The organism is Panacibacter ginsenosidivorans, from assembly GCF_007971225.1.
In the GTDB taxonomy this organism is placed as follows: Bacteria; Bacteroidota; Bacteroidia; order Chitinophagales; family Chitinophagaceae; genus Panacibacter; species Panacibacter ginsenosidivorans.
Genome location: NZ_CP042435.1, coordinates 1,691,222 through 1,709,594, shown reverse-complemented (window position 1 = coordinate 1,709,594; position 18,373 = coordinate 1,691,222). Strand labels below are relative to the sequence as shown.

General features: G+C 38.3%; 18 protein-coding genes. 14 read left to right on the top strand and 4 right to left on the bottom strand.

Going from position 1 to position 18,373, the window contains the following annotated elements; genetic code table 11:
* Window positions 1-92 precede the first annotated feature (92 nt).
* Window positions 93-773, top strand: coding sequence for a lipoyl(octanoyl) transferase LipB (lipB, locus tag FRZ67_RS07095; protein WP_147188867.1), 681 nt, complete (start codon window positions 93-95; stop codon window positions 771-773).
* Between the two features lie 101 nt (window positions 774-874).
* Here the strand turns inward: lipB and FRZ67_RS07090 are convergent, their stop codons facing one another.
* Both FRZ67_RS07090 and FRZ67_RS07085 read right to left on the bottom strand, forming a co-directional pair.
* Window positions 875-1,693 (bottom strand): hypothetical protein, encoded by an 819-nt coding sequence (locus tag FRZ67_RS07090; RefSeq protein ID WP_147188865.1) that lies wholly within the window; start codon window positions 1,691-1,693, stop codon window positions 875-877.
* 37 nt (window positions 1,694-1,730) lie between these two features.
* The gene (locus FRZ67_RS07085; protein ID WP_225975537.1) at window positions 1,731-2,633 is read right to left on the bottom strand and encodes a 1-aminocyclopropane-1-carboxylate deaminase/D-cysteine desulfhydrase; all 903 of its coding nucleotides are present in this window, start codon (window positions 2,631-2,633) and stop codon (window positions 1,731-1,733) included.
* 71 nt (window positions 2,634-2,704) lie between these two features.
* On the opposite strand from FRZ67_RS07085, the gene FRZ67_RS07080 reads away from it, so the two are divergent.
* Window positions 2,705-3,604 (top strand): sugar phosphate nucleotidyltransferase, encoded by a 900-nt coding sequence (locus tag FRZ67_RS07080; RefSeq protein WP_147188863.1) that lies wholly within the window; start codon window positions 2,705-2,707, stop codon window positions 3,602-3,604.
* Window positions 3,605-3,834: 230 nt separating this feature from the next.
* On the opposite strand, the gene FRZ67_RS07075 is transcribed toward FRZ67_RS07080, so the two are convergent.
* Complete coding sequence (locus FRZ67_RS07075) at window positions 3,835-4,944, bottom strand: S1C family serine protease (protein ID WP_192903903.1); 1,110 nt, start codon at window positions 4,942-4,944, stop codon at window positions 3,835-3,837.
* Window positions 4,944-5,510 (bottom strand): RNA polymerase sigma factor, encoded by a 567-nt coding sequence (locus FRZ67_RS07070; protein ID WP_147188860.1) that lies wholly within the window; start codon window positions 5,508-5,510, stop codon window positions 4,944-4,946. Before FRZ67_RS07070 ends, FRZ67_RS07075 begins: the two co-directional genes overlap by 1 nt.
* A 143-nt stretch (window positions 5,511-5,653) precedes the next feature.
* Here FRZ67_RS07070 and FRZ67_RS07065 point away from each other — a divergent pair, with 143 nt between their 5' ends.
* The 12 genes from FRZ67_RS07065 to FRZ67_RS07005 all read left to right on the top strand — a co-directional run bounded on the left by FRZ67_RS07065 (window position 5,654) and on the right by FRZ67_RS07005 (window position 18,356).
* Window positions 5,654-5,869: a hypothetical protein gene (locus tag FRZ67_RS07065; protein WP_147188859.1), complete on the top strand. Its 216-nt coding sequence runs from the start codon at window positions 5,654-5,656 to the stop codon at window positions 5,867-5,869.
* A gap of 589 nt (window positions 5,870-6,458) precedes the next feature.
* A complete protein-coding gene (locus tag FRZ67_RS07060) occupies window positions 6,459-7,346 on the top strand; it encodes a prephenate dehydratase (RefSeq protein ID WP_147188858.1) in 888 nt (295 codons plus the stop codon).
* Between the two features lie 12 nt (window positions 7,347-7,358).
* Complete coding sequence (locus tag FRZ67_RS07055; protein WP_147188857.1) at window positions 7,359-8,513, top strand: pyridoxal phosphate-dependent aminotransferase; 1,155 nt, start codon at window positions 7,359-7,361, stop codon at window positions 8,511-8,513.
* A gap of 25 nt (window positions 8,514-8,538) precedes the next feature.
* Window positions 8,539-9,387 (top strand): prephenate dehydrogenase, encoded by an 849-nt coding sequence (locus FRZ67_RS07050; protein WP_147188856.1) that lies wholly within the window; start codon window positions 8,539-8,541, stop codon window positions 9,385-9,387.
* A 334-nt stretch (window positions 9,388-9,721) separates the two neighbouring features.
* A complete protein-coding gene (locus tag FRZ67_RS07045; protein WP_147188855.1) occupies window positions 9,722-11,440 on the top strand; it encodes a DEAD/DEAH box helicase in 1,719 nt (572 codons plus the stop codon).
* A gap of 109 nt (window positions 11,441-11,549) precedes the next feature.
* Window positions 11,550-12,020, top strand: a complete 471-nt coding sequence (locus FRZ67_RS07040; protein WP_147188854.1) for a M23 family metallopeptidase — start codon at window positions 11,550-11,552, stop codon at window positions 12,018-12,020.
* Window positions 12,021-12,121: 101 nt separating this feature from the next.
* Window positions 12,122-13,213: a chorismate mutase gene (locus tag FRZ67_RS07035; protein ID WP_225975536.1), complete on the top strand. Its 1,092-nt coding sequence runs from the start codon at window positions 12,122-12,124 to the stop codon at window positions 13,211-13,213.
* A 172-nt stretch (window positions 13,214-13,385) separates the two neighbouring features.
* A complete protein-coding gene (aroB, locus tag FRZ67_RS07030; protein ID WP_147188853.1) occupies window positions 13,386-14,417 on the top strand; it encodes a 3-dehydroquinate synthase in 1,032 nt (343 codons plus the stop codon).
* An 8-nt stretch (window positions 14,418-14,425) separates the two neighbouring features.
* Window positions 14,426-15,724 carry a 3-phosphoshikimate 1-carboxyvinyltransferase gene (gene aroA, locus FRZ67_RS07025; protein ID WP_147188852.1) on the top strand — a complete coding sequence of 433 codons (1,299 nt, stop codon included), beginning with the start codon at window positions 14,426-14,428 and terminating at the stop codon, window positions 15,722-15,724.
* Window positions 15,717-17,198 (top strand): chorismate synthase, encoded by a 1,482-nt coding sequence (locus FRZ67_RS23600; protein ID WP_225975535.1) that lies wholly within the window; start codon window positions 15,717-15,719, stop codon window positions 17,196-17,198. Before aroA ends, FRZ67_RS23600 begins: the two co-directional genes overlap by 8 nt.
* Before the next feature lie 304 nt (window positions 17,199-17,502).
* Window positions 17,503-17,934, top strand: coding sequence for a hypothetical protein (locus tag FRZ67_RS07010; protein WP_147188851.1), 432 nt, complete (start codon window positions 17,503-17,505; stop codon window positions 17,932-17,934).
* A gap of 119 nt (window positions 17,935-18,053) precedes the next feature.
* Window positions 18,054-18,356 (top strand): DUF952 domain-containing protein, encoded by a 303-nt coding sequence (locus FRZ67_RS07005; protein WP_147188850.1) that lies wholly within the window; start codon window positions 18,054-18,056, stop codon window positions 18,354-18,356.
* The last annotated feature ends 17 nt before the right edge of the window (window positions 18,357-18,373 follow it).

The following is an 18,373-nucleotide window of genomic DNA, read 5'->3' as shown; positions in this document are numbered from 1 at the left end:
TTCAGGGCAATGATTAAACAAAGGCACCTCAACATTTCTAAAACGCTATTACATTTTAAAACATTTGGTAAAGGCAGCTAACTTTGCAGCTTATGCCTAAAAAAGTTGTACTGCAGGATATTGGTGAAAGACACTATAAAGAAGTATGGGATTACCAGGAAAACCTTCTTAAGCAAAGTGTGCTGCTAAAGCAACAGCAAATAATACCCGATAATTATCTCTTGTTTACCGAGCACTTTCCTGTTTATACTTTAGGAAAAAATGGAAAAGCCGAAAATATTTTGATCAATGAAACCGACCGGAAAGAGAAAGGTGTTGAATATTTTCATATAAACAGGGGAGGAGATATAACTTTTCATGGCAAAGGGCAATTGGTTGGTTATCCGGTTTTTGATCTTGATCAATTTAAAACTGATCTTGGCTGGTATTTAAGAAGTCTTGAAGAAATTATTATACTTACCATGGCAGAATATGGACTACATGGTGAGAGAAGTGCTGGCGAAACAGGTGTTTGGATTGAACCACAGACAAAAGGAAAAGAAAGAAAAATATGTGCAATGGGCATACGTTGCAGCAGGTGGGTTACCATGCACGGTTTTGCGTTTAATGTAAATACAGATCTTTCTTATTTTGATCACATTATTCCATGTGGAATACATGATAAAAAAGTTACTTCGCTGGAAAAAGAATTGGGCTACGCTGTTTCAATGGAAGAAGTAAAAGAAAAAGTAAGAAAGAATTTTGAGAAAGTATTTGATGCAGAGTTTGTTTAACTGTATTTCTGCTGAATATATGAATGGAAGTACACGAGTGCGACGCAACGAAGTCTAATCTTATTCTTCAGCCGGGCTCAAAAAAATTCTTACCAACTAAATCAAAAATCTCTTTGCAATAATATTTTGTTCTTCTCCTTTAGTTTATTGTCTTCATACAATTCGAATTTGAACCATCCTGCATGTATGAAATTTGTTTTATCAATAACAAGTTCCGTGTCAGCAATGTGGTTAATGGTAAACAGCTTTTCATTCTCCATGGTTAAGAAAACAATCTTATAATTTTTATGCATTGCTTCTGGTAATTTAACTGTAACAAAGCCATCTTTGTTTGTTACCACATAGATCGAGGGGTGAAAATAATTTTCCGGGTTAAATGGTTTTATCAATACCTGGTCTCCTGATAAAACAAACAATGTATCTTTTGTGTTCCTGTTTACAGAGTCTTTAAATTTCCAGTAATCTGCATAACCCATCTGCGCAACTACAGAATCTTTTGCCCTGATTGTAATAATACGGATGGGATCTATTTTCTGCTCGGCTACTTTAGTTTCAGTTCCGGGCTCATTATAAATGGCTAGTATAGGACGTTCTGCTTTTGTAAAATAATAAGCGTTGCCATAGAGAATATAAAATACCCTGAAATATAGTTTGGCTGTGGGATAAGGTAATGTATACACAAATCCATTCTGTGGCAGTTGCGGAGATTCGGTTGAAAAGATAGTTTTGAAATTTTTCACACTGTCGTAGGATGATTGGACCATCAGTTGTATACAATTATCGCCAAAAGAATTCACCCATGAAATGCGAACTTTACTACTGCCCAGATCTTCAGCAGAAAAATCGGGCAAGGGATTCTGGGCATGTCCGGTTACAAAGAAAGTGATAGTTATAAGTAGTGATAAGGAGATCCGATTCATTGTTTTGCTGAATTGGTTGCAAATATAGCGGCGTTGATTAAAACAGAAGTGTATTGTCAGGCAAAGACCTGTTGCCCTGTAAGCCACCGCTGTGAATCATTAAAACGTTACTGCCCTTGGGTATAGTATTTTCTAAGATCATTTGCTTAGTCGCATAAAAAGCTTTTGCCGTATACACAATATCAGTGGGTAATTGCTGATGTTGCCATGTTTCGTTCATGAATTGCAATAGTTGGGAAGGGTGTTTTGCATAACCACCGAAATGATATTCATGCATAATTTTATACTTATTGTTTTGGTTTTTGTCGTCAAGCAGGTTCTTTACTTTTTCATGTAGAGCAAAATTTCCTTTCATGGTACTTATGCCAATAATAGTTTGATGCGATTGTGCAGATTGTATAATGCCGGCCATCATTGTTCCGGTTCCCACAGCACAAATAATATGTGAATAGTTTTGGCTGTTTTTTGCGAATGCTAATATTTCAGCCGCCCCTTTTACCCCTTCTGTACCATAACCACCTTCTTCTATCCAGTAAGTATCCTCAAAATGTTGTTTTATAATTTCGGTATCTCTATAGGCTGCACGGTTTACAAAATGCAACTTCATTCCATAATGTTTCGCATCCAGTAAAGTATCAGATAAAACAGACGGCTCTTCGCCTCTTATAATGCCAATGCTGTTTATGCCTGAGGTTTTACAGGCATAGGCAACTGCAACAATATGATTGGAATAAGCACCTCCAAAAGTGCCTATTGACGCTGATTTGTTTGCTAAGGCAGTTGCCAAATAATATTTCAGTTTAAACCATTTATTGCCGCTTATTACAGGATGTATTAAGTCAAGTCTTAATACATTAAGCTTTGTATTATTACTGTGCAGCCAATTAACCTCAATCGGTTGAGTAATAATTTTTTCTAAATGAATACTAACTTCCATCATGAATAATTTACTTTATAATTATTCGTTTCTAAGCTGAAACATTTAGTTTCGCAAAATTCTAAATTATTAATATGCAACCAACTTTAGTTATTCTAGCTGCGGGAATGGCAAGCCGCTATGGCAGTATGAAACAAATCCAGGGATTTGGCCCTTCCGGCGAGACTATTATGGAGTATTCTATTTATGACGCCATAGCAGCGGGATTTACAAAAGTTGTTTTTATTATACGCAAAGACTTTGCCGACGATTTTAAAGCTATTTTTGAACCTAAGCTAAAAGGAAAAATACAAACGGCTTATGTTTACCAGCAGCTCGATTCATTTACAGGTAATCATGTGATACCGGCAGACCGCGTAAAACCATGGGGTACTGCGCATGCTGTATTATGCTGCAAAGATGAAGTGAAAGAACCATTTGCAGTTATTAATGCCGATGATTTTTATGGTAAAGACTCATTTGTAAAAGCATATGATTTTATTACAAGCAAATGCACTGATAAACATTTTGCTGTTATAGGTTATGAGTTGGTAAACACGCTCAGCGATCATGGCAGTGTAAGCCGTGGTGTTATTTCTATAAACAGTAAAAATGAAATGCAGGGTATTGATGAACGCCTTACCATTTACAAAAAGGAAGATAAGATCGTTTATGAAGAGAATGGCGAACTAACTGAATTGGCTCCGGAAACCAAGGTTAGTATGAACATCTTTTGCTATACTCCTGAATATATCAAAATGTGTGAAGAAGAGTTTGATAAGTTTCTTAAAGCAAACCTGCAAAATCTTAAAGCAGAATTTCTTATACCACGTATGGCAGATCATTATATAAAATCGGGCCGTGGCATTATAGAAATTGTTCCTACCAGCGCCAAATGGTTTGGCGTTACCTACAAAGAAGACGCGCCAATTGTACAGGCAAGTATCGATGCACTTGTTGCGTCCGGTGAGTATCCTTCTAATCTTTGGGCTTAGTTTTTTTGGTAACCTGCATTTGTATTTCATAGCATCAACTGTTGTGTCACTCGCTTGTGCGTTTGGAAAAGCTGTCGACAGTCGACTGTCTAATGTTGACAGGAATTCAACAGTACAAGAGTGCGACGCAACAAAAGCTTAATTGAAATACAAGAACTATGGTTCATAAAATAAAAAGACCCCGCTAACCAGGCGGGGCCATTGTGTATGTTCACCTAAACCAACTGTGACTATTTTTGTGTGTATGCCTTTACAAGATAAACGCAATCTGCTACTTCTTTGATTTGTTCTACTCTTGTTTTATTTTTTATAGACGAATTAACCGGCATTTTTATTCGCTGAACAGCTGTATCAGATTCTCTTAATTCATCAACCAACTTATAAATACCTTGTGCTTTTACAGCAAAGACTACACCTTCTGCAGCTTTTTCTCTCGTACTAAGAATACCGATGATCTCTCCATTTTTATTAAACACAGGCCCACCGGAGTTTCCAGGATTTGCACTCAAAGATATCTGGCAGCTTGAAGTATCACCATTAAACCCTGTGATTGAACTCAGATAACCCATATTATATACGATCTGTTCTCTTGGATAACCAAGCGTGAACAATTCTTCTCCAAGATCTATGTTTGACTTCTTTATACTGTAAGGAAGTGAAGAAACTGGTTTGTAATCTTCGTCCTGAATTTTTAGAATGGCTATATCGCTTGCGTCATCAATGTTGATGATCTTTGCATTAAACTCTTTTCCTTTACTGTTTACAACAACCGCACCTGAACCTTTTAGTACGTGTGCATTTGTTACAAGATAACCTTTGCCATCAATTAAAAATGCCGAGCCACTGGTTATTGTTTCTGCATCTTTTGGAATCTTTGAATCAACTTCATTTAATTGTTTACCTAAAGCTTGTTGATTTTGCTTAACCTGATTTAGATCATGACTCAACTGTTGCAGTTGGTTGTTATTTGCTACCGGCGTAAAATAGGAAACCAATCCACTAATTACCAACGCAGTAATACCGGCAATGGAAGCTGCAATGGCAGTAACACGTTTATACCTGTCCCACAACTGAATAACCTTACCCCTGGTTGAGATTTCTCCGCCTTCATATACCACACCTTTTTCAACAAGGTTATTGTGTGCATTATGCAAAGATTCTCTCAGGCTTTTGTGTTCAGAGAAATGCTCCATTTGTTGTAAAAACAGTTTATGTTCTACTACCATCTGGTCAATCTCAGGGGTATTCTTGCGTAGTTGCTCGAAGTAAGTCTTTTCTTCGGGCAGCATATTACCGTTCAGGTAACGCTCAATGGTCTCAAGTAAAAGTATATCTTCCATCACTCTCCTATATTATATTGGGCAAAGAATAATTTTTTCAAACGCATCAGGCATTTATATTTTTGATTCTTTGCATTGTCAGCGTTAGTGTATCCAAATTCTGTGGCAATTTCTGTCATGCCCTTCTTTCGGATATAATATGCATCAAGTAAACTTTTACAGGGTTCGCCCAAACTACCCATTGCCCTTTCCATTATGGCAAACTCTGCATTTCTCTTTTCGTGAACTTCCAGATCATCCTCTACCGGAACAGTTTCTTCAAGGCTTTCGCCGGTTGAAACATATCTTCCCATTTGTTGAAGACGTTTAAGCCATAATCTCCTGCATACGGAATAAACATAGGTTTTTATTTGGCAGGTTAAGACAAATGATTCGCTTTTTGCTTTTTCATACAGCGTTATCATAGCTTCCTGAAAAATATCCCTTGCGTCATCGTAAGTGCCATTGTTATTGAGGATGAAAGCCTGAATCATGTTATAATTTTCTTTATAAATAGATTCAATTGCTTTCGAATCGTTGTTAACTAATCCGCGTAATAAGATTTGTTCGTTGATCTCAGCTTTCACCTTTATCCGGTTTTAATACCTTTTGGGGCGTAAAAGTAACCCAAAACAGGACCAAAAAAATTTTTAAAAAATAGAGTTATACGGGGGTTACCTTTTTGTGAATTCTGTATTAATCTCAAAATTCACTCACAAAAAAATTCAAAATGAAAAAAGTATTATTCGTTTTAGCACTTGGCGCATTTGCTGCCTGCGGTTCTGGTGATTCAGCTACAACTGCTACTGATTCTGCTGCCGCTGTAGTTGATTCTACTACATCAGCTGCTACTTCAGCTATTGATTCTACAGCTTCTGCTGCTGATTCTACAGTAAAAGCTATGGGCGATTCTGCTAAAGCTACTGTTGATTCTTTGAAGAAATAATTATCAAAAACTACTGTGCGTTAGGGTTTGTGTGTCAAGCTTGCTGACAGAGAGTAGTTAAAGATTTTTCATATGGCAAGCAATCGTTAGAGGCCGTCCTGTTTCCACAGGAGGGCTTTTTTTGTTTTTATGTTCCGGTCTGTTGAATAAGTATTAAGCTTTTGTTGCGTCGCACCCTTGTACTTTAAAACAGCTATGAGCTGATAGTTGCAAGCTCTTATGTATAGCTCTGGGCTCATAGCTCAAGGCTCGAAGTTTGTTCATCAAATTTCCGAATGCACAAGTGAGTGACACAACAGGCGGTGAGCTATATACAAAAAGCTGATAAACAAGTTATATAATATTTTAAACGAACACTCGTTTATTATAATTGAAAAAAATTTGTGCGCAAAAACAATCTGTATATATTTGACCCAATGATAGCAGCGGGTAAATACAACTTCTTTTATTTTTTTTATTTCTACTTTACCAAAGCAGACGGGGTTGTATTTGCCAGATACTAAACATGAATTAAACAATCAGCATACAATCCCGGTCAAAAAGGCCGGGATTTTTTTTAACCTAAAAGCACGCTACTGATAAATATTATATGGAAACAGAACATGAAAAAAAACATTTAAACGGCACTGCAATTGCAAAAGCCAAAAGTAAAATTTCTATCCAGGGTTTTGAAGGCAGCTTTCACCAGGAGGCAGCACGTAGATTTTTTGGAGATGATGTTGAAGTAATATGTTGCCCAACTTTTAGCGAGGTTTTGAAAATAGCATCGGATAAGGCATTGAGCTCTGGAGGTATCATGGCTATTGAAAATTCCATTGCAGGCAGTATTCTTGGTAACTATAATCTTTTGCGTAAAAGCGGGTTGTATATTATTGGAGAAGTTTACCTGCAGATTCGACAAAACTTATTGGTGAATCCTGGTGTTAGTTTGAATGATATTCGTGAAGTTCATTCTCATCCAATGGCCATACAACAATGTCTCAGGTTCCTTGATAAATATAATTGGAAACTTGTAGAATCAGAAGATACAGCCTTAAGCGCAAAACAGGTTCATCAGCATAAAAGCAAACATATTGCAGCTATTGCAAGTACTCTTGCTGCCGATCTTTATCATCTTAACGTTATAGCTCCTGATATACATACAGTAAAACATAATTATACAAGGTTTCTGGTATTGCAACCGGATGTTCCTGAAGTTCCGGTTGAGGGTGCGAATAAAGCAACTGTAACATTTTTTACAGATAACTCAAGAGGTAGTCTTGCAAAAGTGCTTGGTAAAATAGCAGACGGTGGCATTGATCTTTCCAAACTGCAAAGCTTTCCAATTCCTGAAACTAACTGGCATTATATGTTTGGTGTAGACATGGAGTTTGATACGCTTGACCAGTTCAATAAAGTAATAAATGACATTCGGCCATTAACCGGGGATGTTACCGTATATGGCATTTATAAGAAAGGTGAAACAATAATATTCTAACGATTATATTTTATGATAGCAACAGCAAAAAGACTGGAAGGCATAGGTGAATATTATTTCTCACAGAAATTAAGGGAAATAGATGAACTGAACAAACAAGGCAAGAATATTATAAACCTTGGCATAGGAAGCCCTGACCTGCCGCCGCATCCTGATGTTATCAAGGTATTGAACGAAGAAAGTGTAAAACCAAATGTGCATGCGTATCAGAATTACAAAGGCTCGCCAGTCTTAAGAAAGGCTTTTGCTGATTGGTATCAAACATGGTATCATGTTACATTGAATCCAGATACAGAAATATTACCATTGATCGGCAGCAAAGAAGGCATCATGCATATCTGCATGACTTATTTAAATGAAGGAGACGAAGTGCTTTTACCAAATCCGGGTTATCCAACATATAGAAGTGCGGTAAAACTCGCTGGTGGTGTTTGTGTTGATTATGATCTTAAAGAAGAAAATAATTATTACCCAGATTTTGCCGCATTAGAACAAAAAGATCTTTCAAAAGTAAAATTGATGTGGGTTAACTACCCACACATGCCAACCGGTCAATTGGCTTCTGTTGAAATGTATCAACAACTGATTGCTTTTGCAAAAAAGCATAGCATATTGATTTGTCACGACAACCCGTACAGTTTTATTTTGAATGATAACCCAATGAGTTTATTAAGTCTTGATGGTGCAAAAGATGTGGTGCTTGAATTAAACTCATTAAGCAAATCGCAAAACATGGCGGGCTGGCGTGTGGGTGTTCTTTGCGCAGCAAAAGAAAGAATTGATGAAGTATTGCGTTTTAAAAGCAATATGGATAGCGGAATGTTCTTGCCTGTACAACTCGCTGCTGCAAAAGCTTTGAGCCTTGGCAAAGATTGGTACGATAGTGTAAATAAAGTGTACAGAGAACGCAGAGCAAAAGTTTATGAATTACTTGATGCTCTAAACTGTATCTATTCAAAAGACCAGGTAGGACTGTTTATGTGGGCAAGAATACCGGATATTTACAAAGATGGTTATGCATTAAGCGATGATGTTTTGTACAACAGCAATGTGTTCATAACACCCGGTGGAATATTTGGAAGCGCCGGTGAAAAATACATACGCATCAGTTTATGCGGCAGCATAGAAAAATTTGAAGAAGCAATTAAAAGAGTAAAAAATAAATAACTAAGAATTATAAAGATTTGTTGAGATGTTTAACAGTGTTACGATAGTTGGTGTTGGTTTGATCAGTGGTTCATTCGCACTGGCGTTAAAAGAAAAAGGTTACACCAAACATGTTATCGGCGTAAGCAGAACAAAAGAAAGTGAACAAAAAGCAATCGAGTTAGGCATTATAGATGAAGCATTGCCGCTTGAAGAAGCAGTAAAAAAAAGTGACCTTATTTATGTAGCTATTCCTGTTGATGTAACGATTCCTGTTATGCAACAGATCATGAAAATAGTTACGGATAAACAGATTGTTGTTGATGCAGGCTCAACAAAATTAGTTTTATGCAAAGCCCTTGCAAACTACCCCATGCGCAGTCGCTTTGTTGCCACGCATCCTATGTGGGGTACGGAATACAGCGGACCGGAAGCTGCTGTGAAAGATGGCTTCGCAGGACGTGCATGTGTTATATGCGAGAAAGAAAAAAGCGATCCCAAAGCAGTTGAGATCGTTGAAAATATTTACAAAGATCTTGGTATGCATATCGTTTACATGGATGCAGAACCGCATGATGTGCATGCTGCTTATGTAAGTCATATTGCACACATCACTTCATTCGCTTTGGCGAATACAGTATTGGAAAAAGAGAAAGAAGAAGATGCCATCTTCGAACTTGCCGGTGGTGGTTTTGAGAGCACGGTGCGTTTGGCAAAAAGTAGTCCGGCAATGTGGGCGCCCATCTTTATGCAAAACCGCGAAAATGTATTGGACGTTTTGAATGAACACATTACGCAGTTGCGCAAATTCAAAGCATGTTTGGAAAAAGAGAACATGGAATATTTATACGAATTAATGGAGAATGCAAATAAGATTCAAAGAATCATTAAGTAATGTGAAATGATTTTTATGAACCAGGCATTTGAATAAGCATTAAATTTTTGTTGCGTCGCACACTTGTACTTTAAAATAGCTATGAGCTGATAGCTGCGAGCTTTGAGCGCTTATGTTTTGCTCGAAGCTCTTAGCTCAAGGCTCGCAGCTTGCCCCTCAAAGTTCCGAACGCACAAGTGAGTGACACAACAGGCGATGCCCAAAGAACTAACAGTTGATAACAAAAAATAAACATAAAAGCCGCATCAAATAACGATTAAATAGGCATAATCAGTGAAATCAAAGCCAAATCGTGGCTATCATTGGTTACCTTTGCGGCAAATTTTGAAACGTAATGATAACATTTGAAGAATTGGGGTTAGAGGAGCGATTGGTAAAGGCTACCAGTGAATTAGGCTTCGTTAATCCTACTACAATCCAGGAGAAAGCGATACCTGTTTTACTAAGCGGCACAAAAGATTTTATAGGGCTGGCACAAACAGGTACGGGAAAAACAGCGGCATTTGGCTTGCCGTTGCTACAGGTAATAAATGAAAACGATAAATATCCGCAGGCATTGGTGGTTTGCCCCACACGTGAACTGTGTATGCAGATCGTAAGTGAAATTGAGCTCTTTAAAAAGCATATACGTGCTATAAATGTAATAGCCGTGTACGGCGGTACCTCTATTGGTCAGCAGATAAGAGACCTGAAGCGCGGTATACAGATCGTTGTGGCAACACCCGGAAGATTGATTGATCTTATCGAACGCAAAGCTATTAATCTTGAGCAGATAAAATATGTGGTGCTGGATGAAGCTGATGAAATGCTGAACATGGGTTTCCAGGATGATATAGAACTCATTCTTAAGAATACACCACAACGTGAAAGCACATGGCTATTCAGTGCGACAATGCCACCGGAAATTCGCAGGGTTAGCAAGAAGTATATGAAAGATCCTGTGGAAGTAACAGTTGGTAAAGCAAATACGGCGAACAAAAATATTGATCACCAATATTACGTTGTAGCAGCTCATCATCGTTATGAAGCATTGAAGCGTTTGATAGATGTGAACCCGGGTATCTATGGTATCATCTTTACACGCACCAAAGTTGATGCGCAGAATATTGCAGAAAAGCTTACCCGTGAAGGTTATGATATTGATGCGCTGCATGGAGATCTTACACAGCAACAGCGTGACGCAGTGATGGGACAGTTTCGTGATAAGACTTTACAGTTGCTGATTGCAACAGATGTGGCTGCACGTGGTATTGATGTGGTGGGTATAACACACGTAATTAATTACGAGCTGCCTGATGACATGGAAGTGTATACACATCGCAGTGGCAGAACAGGCCGTGCAGGCAATGTAGGTATTTGTATGAGCATTGTACACAGTCGTGAGATAGGAAGATTGAAACAAATAGAACGCATGGTTCAATCACCATTTCATAAACTGGAAGTACCAACGGGTAAAGATGTTTGTCGCAAACAGTTCTTTTCTTTCATGGATAAATTATTACAGACAGATATCAGTCACGGCGATTATGAAACATATTTACCTATGCTTACAGAAAAGTTTGCTGACGTAAGTAAAGAAGAGGTGTTGCAAAGAGTGGCTGCTACTGAGTTTGACAGGTTCCTGAAATATTATGAGAATGCAGAAGACCTGAATATAAGAGAACAACGCAGAGATCCGAGAGAAAGAATATCACGTGATGGGTTCAATCGGGATGACAGAGGTAACAGGCGCGGCGGTGATGATCGTTTTAACAGGGCTGATCGTGGTGCAGGTCGTGGTGAAAGAAGAGAGTTTAACAGCAACAGTAATGGCAATACAACAAGACTCTTTGTGAACCTTGGTACAAAAGATGGTTTTTATAAAGCAAGTTTTTTACAATTCATTCTTGATATGAGTGAGCTTACCAAGGAAGTACTCGGCAGAATTGATATGAAAGAAATGAATAGCTGGATAGAAATAGAAAGTGGTGCTGCCAAACAAATGATCCGCGCAATTGATGGTAAGAATTATAAAGGCAGAAGGATAAGAATGAATGATGCGAACAGCCGGTAATAAGCCCCCATCCCCTAAAGGGGTGTAAGAAATTTTTTGAGCCGGGCTTATGAATAAGTATTAAGCATTGTTGCGTCGCACACTTGTACTGAAATGCTAAACTCGACATATGAAAAGTCTTGTTCTTTTTATTAGTTCTTTGATGATTTCGATTGGTTCTTTTTGTCAGAATGATTCTGATATGATAACACTTGGAAAAGTAAAAGAATTGCCAATGAAAAATGCGAAAGCCTTCAAGACTAAACATCCAGATGGTGCAATTGTAGATTATTTTCCGGGTTTGTATTTTATATCAAAAAGTGATAGTGTATTTTCAATTCATGATGGAAAAATTAATGCGATTCTTGAATTAGAAGAAAATCACGTTTCAGTTGTGACAGTGGAGAGTGATAGTATTTATTATAGTTACCATGATTTGAATATCTCCGATTTAAAAAAAGGTGATCCTATAAAGAAAGGTTCTTTAATAGGATTAGCAAAGAAAGAAGATGAAAAATTCAGATTACTATTTGTGATTGCTTATAACACAGGAAGATGGTTTAACGAAGAGGAAATCTGGCAGTTAATAAAAGACGAATAAACTTCCGAACGCACAAGTGAGTGACACAACAGACGATGAACATAGCGATACAGATTGCCATATAAAAATTTATATATAACAACAACATAAAGTCCCTTGATATGCAAGCAACGAATGCAACAACCATGAAAGAATTGGTGCAGGAGAAATGGAACAAACGTCCATTGATCATTTCCGGTCCGTGTAGTGCAGAGACCGAAGAGCAGGTTTTGGAAACTGCTGTACGTTTACATAAGACCGGTAAAGTAGATATTATGCGTGCCGGTATCTGGAAGCCACGTACACGCCCCGGAAGCTTTGAAGGTATTGGTACCAAAGGTTTACCGTGGATGCAGCAGGCTCGTAAAATCACGGGTATGCCGGTAGCAGTTGAAGTAGCTACAGCAAAGCAGGTGCAGGATGCGTTGCACTTTGATGTAGATGTATTGTGGATCGGTGCACGTACAACAGTAAACCCTTTCAGCGTGCAGGAAATTGCAGATGCACTGCGTGGTGTGGATGTTCCGGTGTTGATCAAGAACCCGATCAACCCTGATCTTGAATTATGGATCGGCGCGGTGGAGCGTGTGGCAAAAGCAGGCATTAAACAAATTGGTTTGATACATCGCGGTTTCTCTTCTTATGGCAATACAGAATATCGCAATGCACCAATGTGGCATTTGGCGATTGAAATGAAACGCCGCAATCCTGATATGATGATGATCAATGATCCTTCACATATTTGTGGTCGCAGAGATATTCTCCAGGAAGTTGCACAGAAAGCAATTGACCTTGACTTTGATGGTTTGATCATTGAATCGCACATCGATCCAGATAAAGCATGGAGCGATGCAAAGCAACAGGTAACACCTGAGCGTCTCGCTGAAATGCTTGACAGCATTAAGTGGCGTAAAGAAGATGTGGCAAATGAAGAATATCATGCTGCATTGGAAAAATTGCGTCAGCAAATCAATCACCTTGATGATGAGTTGATGCAGATCCTCGGTGAGCGTATGAAGACCGCAGAAAAAATTGGTCAGTATAAAAAAGATAACAACATCACCATCCTTCAAACAAATCGTTGGAACGAAATTTTGCAACGTGCATTTGATCGTGGAGATAAGATTGGTTTAAGCCGTGAATTCATCACAAAATATTTTGATGCAGTTCACATGGAAAGTATCAATCATCAGAATAAGATATTGAATAGTTAATGTGAGAACGTGCTGATGTGAAAATGTGCAAATGCCCGGCGCGTAGAATATTTTTATGAGCCGGGCATTTGAATAAACATTAAGCATCGTTGCGTCGCACACTTGTACGTTCTGATCGTTAGTCAGCAAACAAAAACTTACATCACTTTGCGCCTTTGCGCCTTTGCGTGAAATGACAAAAAAAAACATTGCTTTCTCAACAGCAACTACTTCGTTTTACTTTGACGCTTCTTTTGATCACCTGGAAAAGCTGGTATCAAGGGACAATACCTTCATCATAACCGATGAAAATATTTTCAGCAAAAATCAAAGGAAATTTAGAGGCTGGAGCACGATTGTAGTCAAGCCCGGTGAAGAACATAAAACACAACATTCGGTTGATAATATTATTGGTCAGTTAGTGCAGGCTGGTGCAAACCGAAAGTCTTGTATTGTGGGTGTTGGCGGTGGTATTATTACAGATATGGCTGGTTATGTTGCAGGGATTTATATGCGTGGAGTGCAGTTTGGTTTTGTTCCAACTTCAATTCTCGCAATGGTAGATGCATCTATTGGTGGTAAGAATGGTGTGGACGTTGGCGTTTATAAAAACATGGTGGGCTTAATTCGTCAGCCTTCATTTTTATTATACGATTATTCATTACTTAAATCATTGCCGAAAGAAGAATGGGTAAATGGTTTTGCAGAGATCATTAAACACGCCTGCATTAAAGATGCGGCTATGTTTAAATTGCTCGAGCAACACAAGCTTACTGATTTTCAGAAAGACAAAGTATTGTTGAATAAACTGATTCAACGCAATGCTTTACTTAAAAGCAAAGTCGTGCAACAGGATGAGTTTGAACAAGGTGATAGAAAGCTGCTCAACTTCGGTCACACACTTGGGCATGCAATTGAGAATACCTATAAATTGCCACATGGCCATGCAGTAACTATTGGAATGGTGATTGCAGCTTATATCAGCAGGGATATGCTGGGGCTTAAAGATGCTGATAAGATCGCTTTCTTAATTATAAAATATGGTTTAACAGCTTTCTTTAGATTTAATGCAGATAAGGCTTTGGAGATGATGAAGTCTGATAAGAAAGCAACAAAGAAAGATATTCAATATGTACTGTTGGAAAAGATAGGTAAAGGAATAGTTAAGCCATTGACTATAGAACAGATTGCACCGGTTGTGCAACAATTAGCTACTACAAATTAATTATTATCATGCAGGTAACGATACAACCATCATCTATATCAGGAACCATTGTAGCACCCGCTTCAAAAAGTTCTATGCAGCGTGCATGCGCTGCAGCTTTGGTAAGAAAAGGAGAAAGCATTATTCGTAATCCAGGAATCTCTAATGATGATAGAGCTGCGCTAAAAGTAATACAGGCATTAGGTGCAACAGTAGAGCAATTAGAGGATGGCAGCATAAAAATTACAAGTGATGGTGTAAATGCTGTTACCAGTGAAGTAAACAACGGAGAAAGTGGTTTAGGCATCAGAATGTTTGCACCCATCGTTGCACTCAATGCAAAAGAAATGACGATTAATGGTGAAGGCAGTTTGCTTACCCGCCCAATGGATTTCTTTGATGAGATCTTTCCACAACTTGGCGTTCAAATAACGTCGAACAATGGTAAACTGCCATTAAAAGTACACGGTCCTTTACAGCCAAAGAATATTACTATTGATGGCTCATTAAGTTCACAATTTCTTACAGGATTATTGTTGGCATACTCTGCACTAGATGCAAAGGATGTAACTATTACTGTGAATAATCTCAAGAGCAAACCTTATGTTGATCTTACGCTTTCTGTTATGGAACAATTTCAATTAAAGGTGCCACGGAACAATGATCATAAAGAATTCTTTTTTGAAATAGAACCTGTCAACTATCAATCAACTTATATTGATTATACAGTAGAAAGTGATTGGAGTGGCGGCGCATTCTTATTGGTCGCTGGTGCTATTGCAGGTAATATTACAGTAAGGGGTTTAGACATTGCTTCCACTCAAGCTGATAAAGCGGTAATGCAAGCATTAATGGATTGTGGTTGCAACTTATCTGTGCAGGATAATCAGATTGAAATTGGCCCTGGCAAATTAAAAGCTTTTCATTTTGATGCAACAGATTGTCCTGATCTTTTTCCTCCGCTTGCTGCGCTGGCTGCCTATTGCGAAGGCACAACAGTTATTGAAGGGGTTCATCGCTTAGCGCATAAAGAAAGTGATCGCGGATTAACTATACAACAGGAGCTTGGCAAGATGGGTCTTGAAGTTGTATTACAGGATAACCTCATGCTCATCAAAGGTGGCAATGGTTTACATGGCGCACATGTGCATTCACGTCATGACCATCGCATTGCTATGATGTGTGCTGTTGCTGGTTTAAAAGCAGAAGGTGAAACAATCATTGAAGAAGCGCAGGCTGTTTCAAAATCTTATCCTAATTTTTACGAACATATACAAAGTCTTGGTGGCGTTGTATCTTTAAATAATAAGGAAGCCATTCATGAATAGTTTCGGCCGCATATTTCGTGTACATATTTTTGGTGAATCGCATGGCGAGTCAGTTGGTATTGTTATCGATGGTGTTCCTGCAGGTTTGCCTATAATAGAAGATGACCTCTTACCTGATCTTGAACGCAGGAAAGGTGGTAAACAAAAAGGTACCACACCACGTCAGGAAGCTGACTATCCTTTTTTCAAAAGTGGGATATTTAACGGTAAAGCTACTGGTGCGCCAATCACCATCTTCTTCGAAAATAATAATACACGCAGCGGCGATTATGAAAAACAACGCAGCTTTCCACGTCCCGGTCATGCAGATTTTGTAGCACATGAAAAATATGGTGGCAACGAAGACTTCCGTGGTGGCGGGCATTTCAGTGCAAGACTTACAACAGGGCTTGTTGCTGCTGGAGCTATTGCAAAGAAAATGTTACAACACCTCACCCCTAACCCCTCTCCAAAGGAGAGGGGAATAAGACCCCAACCCGGTTATATGACTGCTTCGCCCGAACAATGGAATTATCTTATTGCTTACGCCAGAGAAAACAGAAAAAATCAAACGAAAGCTGAAGATATAATGTGGCAGCAACTACGCAACAGAAATATAGAAGATCAAAAATTCAGAAGACAACATCCGATTGCAGGATATATTCCTGATTTTGTATGCCTTGATAAAAAAATAATAGTAGAAATTGACGGGGAATATCATAATACAGAAGAGCAAATAAAATTTGATTCCATGCGTATGCAATGGCTCAATGAATTTGGTTATTCAATGGTAAAGATTACAAATGATGAAGTACAGAATAGCTTGCAAGAAGTTATTAATCGCATCAAACAAGCCATACAAGAGCGCAAGACAGTTGAACCCGTAACGTCTGAAGCCCTCTCCTTTGAAGAGGGTTTGGGTGAGGTTTTTCAAGGTATTTCTATACATGCTGAAGTAACAGAAATAGGCGGTGAAAAAGATTTAGAAAAAGGTTTGCAGAATGCTATTGATGCAAAAGATTCTGTCGGCGGTCTTGTTGAATGCCGGGTTAATGGTTTGCCTATAGGTCTTGGAGAACCTTTTTTCGATTCTGTTGAATCAAACATTGCGCATATTGCTTTTGCTATTCCTGCTGTAAAAGGGATTGAGTTTGGAAGTGGTTTCGCTGCAGCAAAAATGTTTGGATCACAGCACAACGATGCCATTGAAAATATGGAAGGCAAAACAACCACCAATCATGCAGGTGGTATTGTTGGCGGTATCACTAACAGTAATGAACTCGTATTTCGCATTGCCATAAAACCAACGGCCTCTACACCAAAACAACAAAACAGTCTTAACTGGGAGACAGGTAAAATGGAAGATTTCTCTATCAAAGGCCGCCACGACCTTTGTGTGGCATTGCGTGCACCCGTTATCCTGGAAGCCGCTACGGCTGTGGCTTTGGCAGACCTGATGTTATTAGAACAACGTATTCCACGCATCTGGAAATAAGAGAATTTTTAGTGACCCATCTGCATTACTGCTATGATGCTTTTCTTGCGTCGCACTCTTGTACTTTCTGTATTTTATTGAGCTGCCTTCTTTATAAAAGGAAAATATTATTTCGTTGTTTTCTTTCCCCCGACTAAAAAGCAGTGAAAGTGTTTATCCTTGTTCATTTTCAAACATTTTGTCCGTATTTGAACTTTTCTTAAAAGAAATTTTCTTTTAATCAATTGATTTTTAAAGAGCTAATTGTGGCATTACTATTGAAAATGGTATCGTAAAAAATACACATCATTTTTAAAATCAAATCATGAAAAAGATCATCTTAATGCTTTTTGTTGTATGCGCATTTACGAAACAAAGCCAGGCACAATGCGAAAAGAAAATACTGTGGACCTCCGGTAAGCAGGCGTTTACCAACAGCAAAGACGAAGTACAAAACGAAACACAGGATAAGATAACGGTAGAAGTGACTAAAACCGCAATTACCTTTAATCATAACGATGACCCTAACGATATAATGACGGGGCCAATTACAGAGGCTACCTGTAATTGGGCAGATGCGTTTAAAAACGGCAAAACAGTAATAAAAGCTGAATTAACAGAAGGGCATGACGACAAGCATGATGCAGTTGTAACAATTGAGGGAAAAGACGGTAAGGTAATTATTACACTTGAACTGAATGATAAACCTGATATGAAAATAAAAGCTTTCGTAGATAAATATGAAGAGAAAAACTAGAAGTTGTTTTATCTGTAAAAGCTTCGGTAATGCCGGAGCTTTTTTATTAGCTTACTTTACCTGTTTTCAGCTTATGATTTTATTGTCAGCTTAAATTTAATTTCACAGATTTGTTTCTTATGAACAATATCATTTACCACATCACTACAAAAAAGGAATGGCAAACAGCTTTGGCAAACGGGATTTATCAAGCCACATCATTGCATACAGAAGGCTTTATTCATTGCAGCACAGCACAACAGGTTGCAGGTGTATTACAAAGATATTTTGTAGGTAAAACGGATCTTGTAAAACTTACCATTGATACTTTAAAACTGCATTCACAATTTCAGTACGATTTTTCTTCATCTGTTAACGAAGCGTTTCCCCATGTCTATGGAGCAATAAACCTAGATGCAGTGATACATGTAGGTTTGCTATGAATTTTTAATCACATACT

Bases quoted from the DNA above. Each gene is read 5' to 3' on its own strand.
- FRZ67_RS07060 (WP_147188858.1), top strand. From the start codon at position 6,459: ATGGAAACAGAACATGAAAAAAAACATTTAAACGGCACTGCAATTGCA.
- aroB (WP_147188853.1), top strand. From the start codon at position 13,386: ATGACAAAAAAAAACATTGCTTTCTCAACAGCAACTACTTCGTTTTAC.
- FRZ67_RS07065 (WP_147188859.1), top strand. From the start codon at position 5,654: ATGAAAAAAGTATTATTCGTTTTAGCACTTGGCGCATTTGCTGCCTGC.
- FRZ67_RS07085 (WP_225975537.1), bottom strand. From the start codon at position 2,633: ATGATGGAAGTTAGTATTCATTTAGAAAAAATTATTACTCAACCGATT.
- FRZ67_RS07050 (WP_147188856.1), top strand. From the start codon at position 8,539: ATGTTTAACAGTGTTACGATAGTTGGTGTTGGTTTGATCAGTGGTTCA.
- FRZ67_RS07090 (WP_147188865.1), bottom strand. From the start codon at position 1,693: ATGAATCGGATCTCCTTATCACTACTTATAACTATCACTTTCTTTGTA.
- FRZ67_RS07080 (WP_147188863.1), top strand. From the start codon at position 2,705: ATGCAACCAACTTTAGTTATTCTAGCTGCGGGAATGGCAAGCCGCTAT.
- aroA (WP_147188852.1), top strand. From the start codon at position 14,426: ATGCAGGTAACGATACAACCATCATCTATATCAGGAACCATTGTAGCA.
- FRZ67_RS07045 (WP_147188855.1), top strand. From the start codon at position 9,722: ATGATAACATTTGAAGAATTGGGGTTAGAGGAGCGATTGGTAAAGGCT.
- FRZ67_RS07040 (WP_147188854.1), top strand. From the start codon at position 11,550: ATGAAAAGTCTTGTTCTTTTTATTAGTTCTTTGATGATTTCGATTGGT.
- FRZ67_RS07035 (WP_225975536.1), top strand. From the start codon at position 12,122: ATGCAAGCAACGAATGCAACAACCATGAAAGAATTGGTGCAGGAGAAA.
- FRZ67_RS07075 (WP_192903903.1), bottom strand. From the start codon at position 4,944: ATGGAAGATATACTTTTACTTGAGACCATTGAGCGTTACCTGAACGGT.
- FRZ67_RS23600 (WP_225975535.1), top strand. From the start codon at position 15,717: ATGAATAGTTTCGGCCGCATATTTCGTGTACATATTTTTGGTGAATCG.
- FRZ67_RS07010 (WP_147188851.1), top strand. From the start codon at position 17,503: ATGAAAAAGATCATCTTAATGCTTTTTGTTGTATGCGCATTTACGAAA.
- FRZ67_RS07005 (WP_147188850.1), top strand. From the start codon at position 18,054: ATGAACAATATCATTTACCACATCACTACAAAAAAGGAATGGCAAACA.
- lipB (WP_147188867.1), top strand. From the start codon at position 93: ATGCCTAAAAAAGTTGTACTGCAGGATATTGGTGAAAGACACTATAAA.
- FRZ67_RS07055 (WP_147188857.1), top strand. From the start codon at position 7,359: ATGATAGCAACAGCAAAAAGACTGGAAGGCATAGGTGAATATTATTTC.